This window comes from Lentzea sokolovensis (assembly GCF_033949975.1).
Classification (GTDB): Bacteria; Actinomycetota; Actinomycetes; order Mycobacteriales; family Pseudonocardiaceae; genus Lentzea; species Lentzea sokolovensis.
Window position 1 is genome coordinate 1,180,026 of record NZ_JAXAVU010000001.1, and the last position, 15,178, is coordinate 1,195,203.

The following is a 15,178-nucleotide window of genomic DNA, read 5'->3' on the forward strand; positions in this document are numbered from 1 at the left end:
TGAGCGGCCACAGTGGACCGTCCCGGACGTCTCAACGCATGGCGCAACACCGAGCCGTCAGAAGCAACCGGATGGGCCGTCGCGTGCACGAAGAGGCACTAAACGATGGTCTCCGGGCCTGCGGAGGTCCGAGGTGATTGGCGCGCCGTGGAGGTGGCGGTTCGATCCGTTGCGACCGGAACTCCGCCTACCGAGGAGGAATCGTGCACGACAGCTCGAAGAACGGCGGCACCACCCGACGTGCGTTCATGGCGGCGACGGCCGCACTGGGTGTCGCCGCCGCGACTCCGGCGGCGGCCGACGCCAGCAGCACGAGGCGTCACCAGAAGCCCGCCAAGGGTCTTCGAATCGACGCGCACCACCACTTCGTACCGCCGGGCTACGTGGAGCGTGGCGGCCCGCTCCCGGTCTTCAGAACCTGGTCGGTGCAAAGATCCCTGGAGGACATGGACCGCGCCGAGGTCGACGCGTCGGTGCTGTCCGTCACGACGCCGGTGCTGCAGGTGCTGGCCGAGGACGGCAACATGATGTCGCGGCAGCTGATCCGCCGCTGCAACGACTTCGGCGCCCAGCTCGTGGCCGACCACCCGGGACGCTTCGGCCTGTTCGCGGCGATCCCGCTGACCGACGTCGAGGGAAGCCTGCGGGAGATCGAGTACGCGTTCGACACCCTGAAGGCGGACGGGATCGGTCTCTTCACCAGCTACGGCAACCAATGGCTCGGCAACGCCGCGTTCGATCCCGTGTTCGCCGAGCTGAACCGGCGCAAGGCGGTCGTCTACACCCACCCCGTCGCTCCCCCTTGGGGCAGCGCGATCCCCCAGGTGAACATCGCACTGATCGAGTACGGCACCGACACCACCCGCGCGATCGCCAGCATGATCTTCGCCGGTGCCTCGCAGCGGTACCCCGACGTGAAGATGATCTTCTCCCACGGCGGCGGGACGATCCCGTTCCTCGTTCGGCGGTTCATCCGGGAGGCCGCCGGCAACCCGGCCCTGGCAACCCTGCTCCCAGGCGGTTTCATGCCGGAGCTGAACCGCTTCTACTTCGACGTCGCCCAGATCCCGAGCAGGCCCGCGCTCGCCGCACTGCGCGAGATCGCTCCGGCCTCGCGCATGTTGTTCGGCACCGACTTTCCCTACCTCACGGCGGCGGAGCACGTCACCGGCATCGAGCAGTCGGGTCTCTTCGACACCTGGGAACGCCGGGCGATCGACGCGAACATCGCCTCGCTGCTCCCGCGCCTGGCCGAAAGCGTGGCCAGATGACCAGGAGGCCGCGCCAGCAACGGTCCGGCGACGCGGAAGTCACGGAGACCAGCGCCGGAATCGCTGCGACATGGCGGTTTCGATGCACGGGAGGCTTTCGATTCAGGATGAGCGGAATTCGCGGCGAGTGAACCTCCAACCTGGTCCTAGGGGCATGCGACGATCGCTTGGAAGATGTGACGCGCCACCGCGCTTCCAAGCATGTTCCCGTGCCTCGCTCTCGTGCCGGCCGACGAGATCACGCCGCCACTGAACCGAGCTCGCCGGGGTCCGGCAGCCCGAACTGCGTGCAGAACTCGCCGTGCAGGCCGAGAAGTTGCGCGAGCGGCACCGGCTCGCGAGCGGTGGCGGCCATGTCCCGCTGTGCTTCCTCGGACCACGGGAACGGGTAGACGGAGACTCCTTGCCGCATGCTCAGCCCGCTGACGTCGATGCGCCACGTCGGCCACAACAGATCGCGGTAGAGGCTCGCCGCACCGCCGTCCACCACCCATGCCAGCCACTCGCTGTGCCCCATCTCCAGGTCCTGCCACGTGAGCGTGACGGCGGAGAAGTGGACGACGCCTCCAGGGCCACCGGGCCGCCCGTACCGCTGCGGGTCGGCTCCGTTGATCGCGAAGACACCACCGAGCACGTCGTGGGCGACGATCAGGCCCGCGGGCGGCAGCCAACCCGGCTGCGCCGTTGCCGGGAATCCGTTCACCTCGGCCATTCCGACGGATCCGTTCGGGCCACCCGAGCCGCCGTAGATCCGCAGCCAGCCGTCATGTGCGAGCACACCACCGGTGTTCAGGACGATCGCGCCCAGCGGTGACCTCGCGGTCACCTGGATCTGGTGCAGCGACGCCCGGCACTGGGCCGGATCCGGCGGGAGCACCGTGTACTGCGCGAAGCTGCGATCAAGATCGGCGACCAGCCACGGCCACGCCGGAGTCGGCACCTCGACCAGTTCGGCAACGTTCCTCATCAGACGATCCTTCTACTCGGTTCGGGCCGACTCGGCGCGCCTCAGCGCGAGCGAGCCTTGCGGGCGCCGGATTCCAGCCGTTGCATGGTCTCTTCGATCCGCGAGGGATCCGCGAGGAAGTCCTGCATCTCCCTCCACATGCCGGCTTCCTTCGTTCCACCGAACGTGGTGGGCGCGAGATCGGACAGGTCGAACCGCGCGCGGTCGCCGATGTCGATGATCTGTCTGACCAGCTCGCGGGTGACGTCGTCCGCGTACGCCCAGGACTGGATGTTCCGGTTCGCGGACATGAAGCCGCCCTCCGCCGCCCAGACGACACCGGACTCGGGTGAGGCGAGGAACTCCATGAGCTCGGCGGAGGCTTCGTCGTCCTTGAACCGCACGGCCATGTCTCCTCCCGCGACGACGGCGGGAGCGCTCCCACGGACTGAGGGGAACGGGAAGAAGGCGGCGTCCCCTCCCACGATCGCGTTGGTGGTGGCGCCGACGACGCCCGCGACGAAGTCTCCTTCGAACACCATCGCGGCCCTGGCCGGATCGCCGAACACAGAGGTGACGGAGGTCCGGAAGTCGGTCTTCAGCGCTCCTGCCGTGCCACCCGCGATCAGTTCCTCGTCGCCGAAGAGCTTCGCCAGCTCCTCCAGCGCGATCCGCACGGTGGGATCTGTCCACGAGATTTCGTGGCGCGCCAGCTTGTCGTAGTTCTCAGGTCCCGCGGTGCGCAGATAAACGTTCTCGAACCAGTCGGTGAGCGTCCAGCCGTCCGCACCGGCGATGGACATCGCCGGCTTTCCCGCCGCCGCGAACGCGCGGCACACGGACAGCATCTCCTCCCACGTTCTCGGCATCTCCATCATCGGCGAGACCGCCTCGAAAGCCTGCCTGTCGTACCACACGGTTGACTTGTTGGAAACTTTGAAATAGACGCCGTAGAGCTTGCCGTCGAAACTCCCCAGATCTCGCCACACCGGCGCGTAGTTCTCCGCCACCGCCTGCTCCACCGCCGCGCCGGCGGGTTTGATCGCACCAGACCTCGCCAACTGGGATGCGAATCCGGGTTGCGCCACGAGCGCGATGTTCGGCGGGATCCCGCCGGCGATCCTCGTCTGCACGACGGCGGGAAGGTCGTCACCCGCAGCCATGTACCGCACCTTGACACCGGTCTTCGCGGTGAACACGGCCAGCACGTCCTCGAAACGCACCTCTTCCTCGCCCACCCAGGGTCCGATGACGTCGATCGTGTGTCCGCTCAGCGCCCGCTCGCCCCCCGCGGGTCCAGGCACACAAGCGGCCAAGGCGAACACGAAGGCGAGGGCGCCGGCCACCCGGCGGCGGACGTCAGACGGACGTGGACTCGTCGTCCTCCGGTTCTGGGGCGAGCCCGAGAAGAACACCGTTGTCACTCATTTCATAAGAACTCAGGCACACCTGCGGAACGGACTCGTCCAGAGAATCCTCGAACCCGGACGGCGTCACCGTTGACGCGGTCGCACGCATCTGCTTCTCCTTGTCTGCCTCATTCAAACTCAACAATGCCCACAAATCGGCCGAGCACCGGAATCAGCGGCAGAAAGTGCCCTGATCCCCCCAGAACGCTTCCCCCGCGCACATCGGCATCTCAAATGGCGCCGACGCGCATCGCGTACGACACGGCGTGCGCACGATTGCGCAGCTGCAACCGGCTCATCACGTCCTGAATGATCTTTTTGATCGTGCGTTCGGAATAGTTCAGCTCAGCGGCGATGCGACAGGTGTCGAGCCCGTCTGCCAATCTCCGGAGCACCTCGACCTCGCGCACCGTCAATCCGCCCGTGACCACGCCGTGCGACGCCAGCAGGCTGCTCTGCGCCGAACGCACCTCGTCGACGAGCCATCTCACCAGCATGTCCGGCACAACCGCGCGCCCCGCACAGGTGGCCAGCACCGCACGCAGCACCTGACCGGCCGTCACGTCCCGGTACGGGAGCACGCTCACCACCCCGGCACCGAACAGCCGCGGCAGGTAGCACTCCCGCAACGGGCCTACCACCAGTACGACGCGCTGCCCGGGATTCGCCGCCGCCTGCCCCCACGTCGCCAGTTCGTCCACGACCGCATCGGTGACCAGTTCCGCCAGTACCACCACCACATCCGCGTCACCGCGCTCACTGGCCGCGAGAACCTCCACCTCCCCGCTCGCCGCCATCGCGACCATCAGGTCGCCCGCCAACCGCACGTCGCCCGCGAGCACCGCCACGGCGGCCCGGCCCGGTCCGGCCGGCGAAGTCCCTTTCATCGCACGCGAAGTCATCACGCCATTCCTCTCCGCCCGACGCCGCACATTCCAGGTGAGAGCACAACACGCTTCTGTCAACACTCCGTCGACACACTGTCGACAGACCCGCGACAACCGGCCGCAACCGACTGGACTGTCCGCTGGGACACGACGCACGGCGATGACACCCGCACACCTCGGCCTGGGACGAGCAACCCGCGGTTCACGGCCCCGGTGAACGATCGGCCGCGGGCCTGTCGACGCCACGTCGACACGTCGTTGACAACCTGCTGCTCTACTGGCGGCAGCTGAAACGGAGGTGCGGCAGCATGAACGTTCCCAGGATCGTCGACACCACGAGCTGCGGAGCATCGACCGGCGGCGCGCACGGGGAGAGCGCGGATCGCGTCTCGGTTGCCTGGCTGTCCACCGGCCCCGACCCGGCCGCGGCGCTGCAGCACGCGCTGCGGGCGTCACCGGAGCTGAAGCTCCTGGCCGAGATGGACAGACCCATCGCGGACGTGGTGCTCGCCGTCGCGGACGTGGTCGACGACCTGTTCGTCGACGCGCTGGCCGCGATCCCGGAGGAGGCCACGAACCCCGAGCAGCGAATCGTGTTGATGAGCGGTCCGCTGCAACGTCGCCATCTGCCCCGCGTGTTCGGCGCCGGCGTCGTCTGTGCCCTGGCGTACCGCGACGCCACTCCGCGGCGGATCGCCCGGGCGATCTTCGCCTGCCGCAACGGTCAAGCCGTCCTCCCGGGACAGCTGACGCGGTGGCTGCTGGACGAGATCCGGTTCGTGCAGCGGGACCTGCTGGTCTCGCAGGACCTCGCGCCCGGCGGGCTGACCACCCGTGAGGTCGAAGTGCTCCGGTACGTCGCCCAGGGCGACGAGACGGCAGAGGTCGCCGCGAAGCTGAGCTACTCGGAACGGACGATCAAGAAGATCCTGCAGGACCTGCTGACCCGGCTGCGGCTGCAGAACCGCGCACACGCGGTCTCGTACGCGATGCGGGTCGGCGCCATCTGAGCCATCGTGTGCGGGACGGCCGCATCGGTCGTCTGTTCGAACCAGCCACCCACGTCGGAGGAACGCGCCCACCTCCACATGGACCTGCCACGCCGCCGAGAAGGGTAGATGGCGCAATGATTACTGCCCTCTTGACACTCGGCCGAATGGGGTATCACGACGTACCATGCGCCCATGGTCGCGTTCAACCAGTCCAACATCACCGAGGAGCGTTCGCAGACCGGTAGCGGCCTTGCGCTCGCGGTGCTCGGATCGGTGCGGGCGTGGCGCGACGGGGTCGAGCTGGACGTGGGTTCGCCGCAGCAGCGGCTGACCCTCGCCGTGCTGTCGCTCGCCCGCGGCAGGGTCGTGCAGGTCTCGGAGATCATCGCGGCGCTGTGGGGGGACCGGGAACCCCAGTCGGCGCGCGGCACGGTGCGCACCTACGTGCACCGGCTGCGCCGCGTGCTCGATGACGACGGCGAAGCGCTGAACCCGTTGCGATCGTCCGGAAACGGCTACCAGCTCAAGATCGACGATCAGGCTTTCGACCTGGGCCGGTTCCTCTCCGCGCGACAGGCCGCGGCCGAGGCGCGGTCGCACGACGATCCGCTCCGCGCCGTGGGCTTGCTGCGCGAGGCCATCGGCGAGTGGCACGACGACGCGATGGCCGGGCTGCCCGGCGAGTGGGCGGACACCGAGCGGCAACGCCTGAGGCGACTGGGCATCCAGACGATCGAGACGCTCGCCGAACTCGAGCTCGATCTCGGCCAGAGCACGGACGTCGTGGAACGACTCGGCGCGCTGGCGGAGGCCGAACCGCTCCGGGAACGCGTGCACGAGCTGCTGATGCTGGCCCTGTACCGGGCCAGCCGCCCAGCCGAGGCACTCACCGTGTTCGAGCGGCTACGTGTGACGTTGCGCGACGAGCTCGGGGTGGACCCCGGGCCGTCGCTGCGGACCCTGCACGAACGCATCCTGCACTCCGACACCGGCCTGCTGCTGGCGGCACCGGCCGAATCGGCACCGATACCGCCGGTGATCCGGCCGGCTCAGCTGCCCGCGGCACTGCCCATGTTCACCGGCCGGCGAACCGAGCTCGACGAGCTGAACACCAGGCTGGCCATGACCCCCGCGCCCGGTGTCGTCGTCGTGCACGGCACCGCGGGTGTCGGGAAGACGACCTTCGCCGTGTACTGGGCCAACCACGCCTCACCGTCCTATCCGGACGGACAGCTCTACGTCAACCTGCGGGGCTTCGAGGCGGGCGGCGTCGCCAAACAGCCGGAGGACGTGCTCACCGAACTGCTCGACGCGCTCGGTGTGCCCAAGCTGAACCGGCCCGCCAGCCTCGACGCCCTCACCGCTCTCTACCGCAGCGCGCTGGCCAGCCGCCGGGTCCTCGTCCTGCTCGACAACGCGCGCACCAGCGCACAGGTGCTGCCGCTGCTGCCCGGCGGCAGGGACTGCCTCGCGCTGATCACCAGCCGCATCGAGCTCACCGGCCTCGTCGCCACCACCGGCGCGCACGCGCTGACCCTGGATCTCATGGACGACCAGGAGTCCGCCGAGCTCATGGCCGCGCGCCTCGGTGCGACCCGGGTCGCCGCCGAACCCGATGCCGTCCGGGAGATCGCCGACACCTGCGCCCGGCTCCCACTCGCGCTGGCCGTGGTCTGCGCCCGCATCGCCAGCAATCCGAAGCTGCCGCTCTCCGATGCCCTGCACCAGCTCACCCAGCACGCCGAGAGCCGACTGGACGTGCTCGGCGCCGCCGACCCGAGCACCGATCTGCGTTCCCTGCTGTCCTGGTCGTACCACGCTCTCACCCCGCAGGCCGCCAAGCTCTTCCGGCTGCTCTCCCTGTTGCCGGGAGCGGAGTTCACCCCGCACGCGGCCGCCAGCCTCATCTCGCTGCCGCTGCGTCAGGCCACCGCGTTCATGCAGGAGCTGACCAGAGCGTGCCTGCTCGCGCCTCAGCGAGGCCGCTTCAGCTGGCACGACCTCCTGCGCGACTACGCCCACGAACTGCTCCACGAAACCGAGAGCCAATCCGAGATCCACGCGGCTCATCGCCGACTCCTCGACCACTACCTGCTGCTGACCGCGGCCGGCAGCCGCGGGATGGATCCCCACTCCGCGGACCTGCCGCCGCCGCTCGAGACGGCGGCCGGAGTGCTGCTGAGCCGGGAGTTCGACGGCGAGACCGCGGTGACCATGTTCAACGCCGCCTGCGAGACCGTGCTGGCCCTGATCCGCCGCGCGGCCGACATCGGGTTCGAGCAACACGCCTGGCACCTGGCGTGGTACCTGCGCCGTTATCTGGACTGGGCGGGTCGCATCGAGGATCTCGCCGCGTGCAGCGAGATCGCGTTGCACGCGGCACGGCGAACCCAGGACCATCGAGGTGTCGGATACGCGCACCGAGGGCTTGCCCGGGTCGCGTGGTGGCACAACGAGATCGATCAGTGCCACCGCCATCTCGACGCGGCCGTGGCAGCGTTCGCCGCGGCCGGCGACACCAACGCGGAGGCCTACACCCATCGTCAGGCGATCGGCGCGCTGACGGCCGGCATGCAGACCGCGGCCGCGCTGAAGAGGATCGACCAGGCGCGGGAGCTCCTCGGCACCGGGAACGAGGTCGACATCGAGGGCACCTTGCTCAGTTGCACCGCCTGGTGCCTTCTCAACGAGAAGAGGTACGAAGAGGCCATCAAGGCCGCGCACGTCGCCCTGGAGCAGAACGAACAGCGCGGAGACTCGGCTGACCTGCGTGCCGATCTGACCACGCTCGCCTATGCGCACGCCGCCCTGAAGGACTACCCGGCGGCCATCGGCTACATGGAGCGGTTCATCGCGAACCTCCGCGACAACGACGGCCTCACCGGCCCGAACTACTCGGTCAGCCTCCACGGGCAGCTGACCACGGAGCTGGTCCAACTGGCCCGTCTGCTCTTCATCGCGGGCCGGCCCGACCGAGCCGAAGAGGTGCAACACGAAGCGCTGCGGCGCCTTCGCAACGAGCTAGCGGGCACGGCGTCGACGTCCGGCCTCACCGGCGGCGGTCAGGCGGTGCTGGCCGACCTGGACGCGCTGATCAGAACGGACCACCCCGGCGACGGCTGGTACGACGCGTGCGAGGCGATCCTCCTCCGGGTGGACCAGGTGACCAACTCCGTCGGCCCGGTCCACTGGTTGCAGGACGCACCGTGGAACGAACGAGGGTGAAGAGCAGTGCCCGGCCGGGGTGATCACGACCGGGCACCACGGTCCTATTTGGTCGATCCGGCGAGCACTCCCTGCACGAAGTACCGCTGGAACAAGAGGAAGACCCCCAACGGCACGACCATCGACAGGAACGCGCCGCTGGCCAGCAGGTCGATGTTGGTGCCGAACTGCCGCAGCTGACCCCGCAGAGCGACTGTGATCGGGGCCGAGTCCTGGTCGGCGAACACCAGTGCCACCAACAGGTCGTTCCACACCCACAGGAACTGGAAGATCGCCAGCGACGCGAGCGCGGGCTTCGCGACCGGGATGATGACCTTGCGGAAGATCACCCACTCGGTCGCGCCGTCCATCCTCGCCGCCTCGACGAGGTCCCGGGGGATCCCGGTGAAGAAGTTGCGCAGCAAGAAGATCGCGAACGGCAGTCCGAAGGCGACGTGGAACGCCACCACACCGGTGATGGTGCCGAACAGGTCCAGCGCCCCGAACAGCTTCGCCACGGGGATCAGCGCGACCTGCACCGGCATCACCAGCAGACCCACGACCACGACGGTGAGCCAGATCCGTCCGGGGAACTCGATCCACGACAGCGCGTACGCCGCGAGCGCCGCCAGCACCACGACCAGGATCGTGGACGGCACCGCGATGTAGACGGTGTTGAGGAACGAGTGCAGCACCGTCGTGTTGCCGACGAGGTCGACGTAGTTGTTCAGAGTCAGCTCGGCGGGCCTGGTGAAGATGGTCCACCAGCCCGACTCGCTGTTCGCCTGCTCGCTGCGCAGCGACGCGACGAACAACCCGAACACCGGCATCATCCAGAACACCGCGACCAGGGCGAGCACGACCTGCACCGTGCCGTTGCCCAGGCCGGACACAGCACGTGACAACGCACTTCGCCGCGGCGACCCGGACACGCTCAGCTCGACGACGCGAGACTTGTCGTCAACAAGGGTGGTCACGTCTGCTCCCGTCGGAATCGGCGGATGTTGAACAACATCGCGGGTGCCACGAGCAGGAACAGCACCACGGCCAGCGCGCTGCCCGCTCCCTGGTCGCCGCCGGACCCGAAGGAGACCTGCCACATCTGCAGCGCCAGCACGTTCGCCTCCTCCTGGACCGAACCCGGTGCGATGACGAACACCAGCTCGAAGATCTTCAACACGTTGATCACCAACGTCACGAACACCACCAGCAACACCGGTGTCAGCAGCGGCACCGTCACCTTCTTGAAGACCTGCCACTCCGTCGCGCCGTCGACCCGTGCCGCTTCGAGCGTGTCCCTGGGGATCGCGGACAGCCCCGCGGCGATGAAGGTGATCGCGAACCCGGTCATGATCCAGATCCAGGACGAGATGATCACCGGGGTGATCAGCGACGGTCCCAGCCAGGTCAGCCCGCGAAACGGCAACGCGAAGTCCTCGGGCGACAGCCGCACCACGTAGTCGCGGTCGGCGAGGTCGGGGAAGGTGAACACGCCGTCGGCACCGGTTGTGGTGTGCGCGACGACCTTGCCATCCGCCACCGCTTCGACGGTGATGCCGGGCAGCCCGCGTTCCCCCGCGTCGGTCCTCGCCGCAAGACCTCCAGCCGACACGTCCAGCCACACCACCCCGCGCAGTTCCCCGGCCTCCGGGGCGGGGGACATCACGCCGGCCGCGTTGCCAGGAACCTCTTGCGGTGCAAAGCCCACCATGGGGATGGCGAGGACGTCACCGGGCCGGTAGGACGACGCCGTGGTGGCGAAGCCGTCCGCTGTCGCGGTGATCGGAGCGCTCTCACGCGGTCGTGCACCCGGATACTGCGAGGCCGACGCGAACACGTCGTGCACACCCACGGCGACGGCGTTCACGATGCCCTGGTCCGGGTCCTCCTCGTAGACGAGCCGGAAGATGATGCCGGAGGCGAACAACGAGATGGCCATGGGCATGAAGAGCACCAGCCGGAACGCCGTCGCCCAGCGGATCCGCTCGGTGAGCACCGCCAGCACCAGACCGAGACCGGTGACTGCAGCCGGTGCCACCACCACCCAGATGACGTTGTTCTTGAACGCGGTCAGCGTCCGCTGGTCGGTGAACAGGTCGACGTAGTTGCCGAGACCCACGAACTCATCGCCGGAGCGGTCGAAGAAGCTGCGCACGAGCGAGTACAGCAACGGGTAGACGACGAGCGCTCCGAGCAGGAGCAGCCCCGGCAGCAGGAACGGGATGGCGTGGCGCGGCGAGCGGCCGGGCGTCGGGTCCGGCCGAACCCGCCGGACCCGCCTCGACGCGTGTTTCGCCGTTGTGGTCATGCGGCGAACGCCTTCGCCGCCTCGGCTTCGAGCCGCTGCATCGTCGCGTCGATCGAGCTGGGATCGGCCAGGAAGTCCTGCAGTGCCTTCCACTCCCCCGCGCCCTTCGTGCCGCCGAACGCCGCCGGAGCGAGGTCGGACATGTCGAAGCGCACGTTGTCGCCCGCCTTCACGAGCTGCTGGGCGAGTTCGCGCGTGACGTCGTCGGGGTAGCTCCCCGCCGGCACGTTCTTGTTGGGAGACAAGAAACCGCCGAGCTTCGCCCACACCTCGGCCGCCTCCGCGGAGGCCAGGTACTCCATCAGCGCCGTGGTGGCCGCGTCGTCCTGGAACTGCACGGCCATGTCACCGCCCGCGACCACGGCCTCCTTGCTGCCCGCCACCGAGGGGAACGGGAAGAACCTGGCGTCGGCGCCCACCTTCGCCGAGGTGCTGGAGGTGATGACACCGGACACGAAGTCGCCTTCGAACACCATCGCGGCCTTCTGCGGGTTGCCGAAGACGTTCGTCACCGACTTCGGGAACTCCGTCTGCAGAGCACCGGCGGACCCGCCTTCGATGAACTGGGGCGTGCCGAAGAGCTGAGCCAGGGTCTGCAGGGCGGTCCGCACAGTGGGGTCGGTCCACGGCAGCTCGTGCTTGCTCAGCCGGTCGTAGTTCTGCGGCCCGGCGGTGCGCAGGTAGACGTTCTCGAACCAGTCGGTGAGGGTCCAGCCGTCAGCGCCCGCCACCGACACCGCCGGTGTTCCCGCGTCCGAGAGCGTGCGAGCCGCCTGGATGAACTCCTCCCAGGTCTTCGGCACGCTGACGCCGGCCAGCGCGAGCGTGTTGTTGCTGTACCAGACCGTCGACTTGTTGGCCGCCTTGAAGTACACGCCGTACAGCCGGCCGTTGACGCTGCCGAGCTGCTTCCACACACCGGCGAAGTTGCCATCCACCGCCGCGGCGACGCTCGGTCCGACCGGCTTCAGCTTGCCGTCGGTCGCGTACCGCGCGACGAGGCCCGGCTGCGCGACCAGCGCGACGTTCGGCGCGGTACCGCCCTGCAGGCGGGTCTCCAGCACCGTCGGCAGCTCGTCGCCCGCCGCCGTGTAGGTCACCTTGACACCGGTCTTGTCCTCGAACCCCTGGATCACCTGCTCGAAGCGCGCCTGCTCGTCGCCGGACCAGGTGCCGACGACCTCGACGGTCTGCCCGCGCAGTCCGTCGCCGGACGTGCCTCCGGCACATCCGGCCACCAGCAGCGCGGCGGTGGTGATCGCTGTGATCGTGAAGGGTCTCATCGCTGTTCTCCTGATGTCGTCCAGATCGAGGACCCGGTGACCGGGTCGAAGAAGTGCAGGCGGGAGGTGTCGACCCAAATGGCGATCTGCTGGCCCTCGTACACACGAGTGCGCGGTGAGAAGCGTCCGACCAGTACCGTTCCCTTGTCCGGCGCCGGCAGGTCCGCGGTGCCCGCGTCCTCCGCCAGCAGCCGGGTGTCCTCGGTGTTCACCGGTTGTGCGTCGATCGGGAAGTGCACGAGCACGTCCGACCCCATCGCCTCGACGAGATCCGCAACGGAGTGCAGGAGCTGGCCTTCCTCCGCGTCGGCGAGGGAGGCGTCCTCCATGTCCTCCGGCCGGATCCCGACGACCACCTCCTTGCCGACGTGGTCCGTGAGCGCGGGACGGGCGTGCAGCACCGAGTCGGGCAGCAGCAGGGTGTCCGAGTTGAGGGAGACCCAATAACGGCCGTCGATGTGGTAGAGCCGCGCGGTCACCAGGTTCATGCCCGGTGAGCCGATGAAGCCGGCGACGAACAGGTTCACCGGACGGTCGTAGAGCTCCTGGGGCGGACCGACCTGTTGCAGCACACCGCGTTTCATCACGGCGACCCGGTCGCCGAGCGTCATCGCCTCGGTCTGGTCGTGGGTCACGTAGACCGTGGTGACGCCCAGATCGCGCTGCACGCGGGCGATCTGCGCGCGCATCTGCACCCGCAGCTTCGCGTCCAGGTTGGACAGTGGTTCGTCCATGAGGAACACCTGCGGGGCGCGCACGATCGCCCGTCCCATCGCGACCCGCTGCCGCTGACCTCCGGAGAGGTTGCGCGGCTTGCGGTCCAGGTGCTCGGCGAGCTCCAGCGCCTCCGCGACCTCGCGGACCCGTTCGTCGATCTTCTGCTTCGGCAGCTTGCGCAACGTCAGACCGAACGCGATGTTGTCGAAGACGTTCAAGTGCGGGTAGAGGGCGTAGGACTGGAAAACCATTGCCACGTCCCGATCTCTGGACGGGACGTCGTTGACGACCTGTTCGCCGATCCGGATGCTGCCTTCGCTGATGTGCTCAAGTCCCGCGATCATCCGCAGCGCCGTGGTCTTGCCGCACCCGGACGGTCCCACGAGCACGAGGAACTCGCCGTCGCGGATGTCGAGGTTCAGATCTTCCACCGCACGGGTGCCGTCTGCGTACGCTTTGCCGAGCCCGGTGAGGACTACTTCAGCCACACCTTCTCCTCGCTCTCTTGCCTGCCTTGCCTTCTGCGGTCCAGAGCGGCCGGTGCGAGGAAAGTAGTGGGGGTTTCCTTAACTGCCCCTTAAAGGCGGAACACGGTTCAACCGGTTCGCAACACGGGGATGACTGCGCCGCAACGGAGATTTACCCTCCGGTCATGTCACATGCGCTGACCAGGCTCACCAGACCCGCTCGACCGGTGCCGTGATGAAGCGGGAGATGACCCGGTCGCTGGTCGTCGCGACGAGCCTCGTCGCGACGGTGCTCTTCTGCGCCGCGGCCTCGCTCCTGCTGTGGGGCAACGCCCGCGGCGCCGCCGTCGCCGACCGTCAGGACGTCGCGGCGGTGAGCGCGGTCGTGGCGGCGATCATGGATGCCGACCACGTCCGTTCCGCCGTGGCGCGGACGACCGCGGGAGGCGAGGGCCGGATCGCCGTACACCTCGCGAACGGCGAGACGATCGGTTCCGCCCGAGCATCTCGTGCGGAGGTGGCCGCGGTGGCCGGCGGCGCACCGGTGCCGCCGTCGTGGCGGATGCTCCCCGGACGGGCGATCGTCGAACTGACGGAGCCCGCGGCCGTGCCCGACACCGAGACAGTGATCGAACTCGTCGTGCTGGCGGTCGCGGGCGCGCTGGTGAGTTTCGCCGCCGTGCACGTGGGCCGCAGACGGTTCGCTCCCGTGCTCGGGGACGTGCGGACGCTCGCCAACGCGGCGCGGGCCGGTGGCACGCGGGTGCGCGCGACGGGGCCCGGTGAGCTCGCCGAGCTCGCCGCGGCGGTGAACGAGGTCGCGAACCGCGCGGACCGGTTGCTCGCCAGCGAACGGGAGATGATCGCCGACGTGTCCCACCGGCTGCGAACTCCGCTGACCGCGCTGCGGCTCGACGTCGACGTCCTCGACGACAGCGTGGTCGCGAACCGGATCCGCTGCGCGGTGTCCACATTGGACCAGGACGTGGACCTGATCATCGAGTCGCTGCGCCCGGCGGGACCGGCGGATCCCGCCGAGTGCGACCTGGCGGCGGTGGTGCGGGGACGGATGGCGTTCTGGAGCGTGCGTGCCGCCGACCAGAACCGGTGGTGCGAGGTGGATGTTCCCGATCGGCCGATGCCGGTCGAGGTCGCCGCTGCCGTCCTCGCCGCGGCCGTGGACACGGTGCTGGACAACGTCTTCCAGCACACCCCGGAGGGGTCGCCGATCGCGGTCGAGGTGGTGGCGCACGCCGGGTGGATCACGCTGGCGGTGGAGGACGGCGGGCGGGGTGTGTCCGCGCCGGCCGAGGCGGTGCGGCGGGGACGCAGCGGCGGTGGCTCGACCGGACTGGGACTCGCCATCGCGCGGGGCGCGGCGGAGTCGACCGGCGGGTCGCTGCACGTGGAACGCGGCAAGCTCGGCGGAGCGCGGATCAGGATGCGGTTCGGCGAGGCGGGCCGGACGCGCCACGACTCGGGACCGAGAGCGTGGCGGCTCTGGCGGGGCGCTCACTGAGCACAACCGGAGTGTGCCCGCCGCCCACCGGGGAGGGGGGTTCGTGGACGGCGGGCACTCATCCCACACGTGGCCGGGGGTGTCTCACGTGCGAGATATCCGGTCGGTGCTGCTCGCACCTCATTCGCCGGCCGACGAGGATCACCCTTCGGCCGATTCGTCCGGAAATTATTCG

Annotated in this window: 12 protein-coding genes; 4 read left to right on the forward strand and 8 right to left on the reverse strand. The window is 68.8% G+C overall.

The features are described from left to right. Positions 1-203: 203 nt before the first annotated feature. The gene (locus SK854_RS04570; protein ID WP_319973674.1) at positions 204-1,271 is read left to right on the forward strand and encodes an amidohydrolase family protein; all 1,068 of its coding nucleotides are present in this window, start codon (positions 204-206) and stop codon (positions 1,269-1,271) included. 238 nt (positions 1,272-1,509) lie between these two features. On the opposite strand, the gene SK854_RS04575 is transcribed toward SK854_RS04570, so the two are convergent. The 4 genes from SK854_RS04575 to SK854_RS04590 form a co-directional block, all read right to left on the reverse strand. Next, positions 1,510-2,238 carry a DUF2625 family protein gene (locus SK854_RS04575; RefSeq protein ID WP_319973675.1) on the reverse strand — a complete coding sequence of 243 codons (729 nt, stop codon included), beginning with the start codon at positions 2,236-2,238 and terminating at the stop codon, positions 1,510-1,512. A gap of 41 nt (positions 2,239-2,279) precedes the next feature. After that, positions 2,280-3,440, reverse strand: a complete 1,161-nt coding sequence (locus SK854_RS04580) for an ABC transporter substrate-binding protein (RefSeq protein ID WP_319973676.1) — start codon at positions 3,438-3,440, stop codon at positions 2,280-2,282. A gap of 136 nt (positions 3,441-3,576) precedes the next feature. Continuing rightward, positions 3,577-3,735 carry a hypothetical protein gene (locus tag SK854_RS04585; RefSeq protein WP_319973677.1) on the reverse strand — a complete coding sequence of 53 codons (159 nt, stop codon included), beginning with the start codon at positions 3,733-3,735 and terminating at the stop codon, positions 3,577-3,579. A gap of 121 nt (positions 3,736-3,856) precedes the next feature. Further along, positions 3,857-4,474, reverse strand: coding sequence for a helix-turn-helix transcriptional regulator (locus SK854_RS04590; protein ID WP_319973678.1), 618 nt, complete (start codon positions 4,472-4,474; stop codon positions 3,857-3,859). Positions 4,475-4,821: 347 nt separating this feature from the next. On the opposite strand from SK854_RS04590, the gene SK854_RS04595 reads away from it, so the two are divergent. Continuing rightward, complete coding sequence (locus SK854_RS04595) at positions 4,822-5,523, forward strand: helix-turn-helix transcriptional regulator (RefSeq protein WP_319973679.1); 702 nt, start codon at positions 4,822-4,824, stop codon at positions 5,521-5,523. A gap of 174 nt (positions 5,524-5,697) precedes the next feature. Next, the gene (locus SK854_RS04600) at positions 5,698-8,730 is read left to right on the forward strand and encodes an AfsR/SARP family transcriptional regulator (RefSeq protein WP_319973680.1); all 3,033 of its coding nucleotides are present in this window, start codon (positions 5,698-5,700) and stop codon (positions 8,728-8,730) included. A 44-nt stretch (positions 8,731-8,774) separates the two neighbouring features. Here the strand turns inward: SK854_RS04600 and SK854_RS04605 are convergent, their stop codons facing one another. From SK854_RS04605 to SK854_RS04620, 4 genes are read right to left on the reverse strand one after another with little or no spacing between them, the layout of a single operon-like run. Continuing rightward, the gene (locus SK854_RS04605; protein WP_319973681.1) at positions 8,775-9,686 is read right to left on the reverse strand and encodes a carbohydrate ABC transporter permease; all 912 of its coding nucleotides are present in this window, start codon (positions 9,684-9,686) and stop codon (positions 8,775-8,777) included. Then, a complete protein-coding gene (locus SK854_RS04610) occupies positions 9,683-11,017 on the reverse strand; it encodes an ABC transporter permease (RefSeq protein WP_319973682.1) in 1,335 nt (444 codons plus the stop codon). Before SK854_RS04610 ends, SK854_RS04605 begins: the two co-directional genes overlap by 4 nt. After that, a complete protein-coding gene (locus SK854_RS04615; RefSeq protein WP_319973683.1) occupies positions 11,014-12,300 on the reverse strand; it encodes an ABC transporter substrate-binding protein in 1,287 nt (428 codons plus the stop codon). Before SK854_RS04615 ends, SK854_RS04610 begins: the two co-directional genes overlap by 4 nt. Then, entirely contained in the window at positions 12,297-13,505 is a 1,209-nt protein-coding gene (locus tag SK854_RS04620) for an ABC transporter ATP-binding protein (protein WP_319973684.1), read from the reverse strand. Before SK854_RS04620 ends, SK854_RS04615 begins: the two co-directional genes overlap by 4 nt. Before the next feature lie 214 nt (positions 13,506-13,719). Between SK854_RS04620 and SK854_RS04625 the strand changes: the two genes are divergently transcribed. Further along, a complete protein-coding gene (locus SK854_RS04625; RefSeq protein WP_319973685.1) occupies positions 13,720-15,003 on the forward strand; it encodes a sensor histidine kinase in 1,284 nt (427 codons plus the stop codon). Positions 15,004-15,178 lie beyond the last annotated feature (175 nt).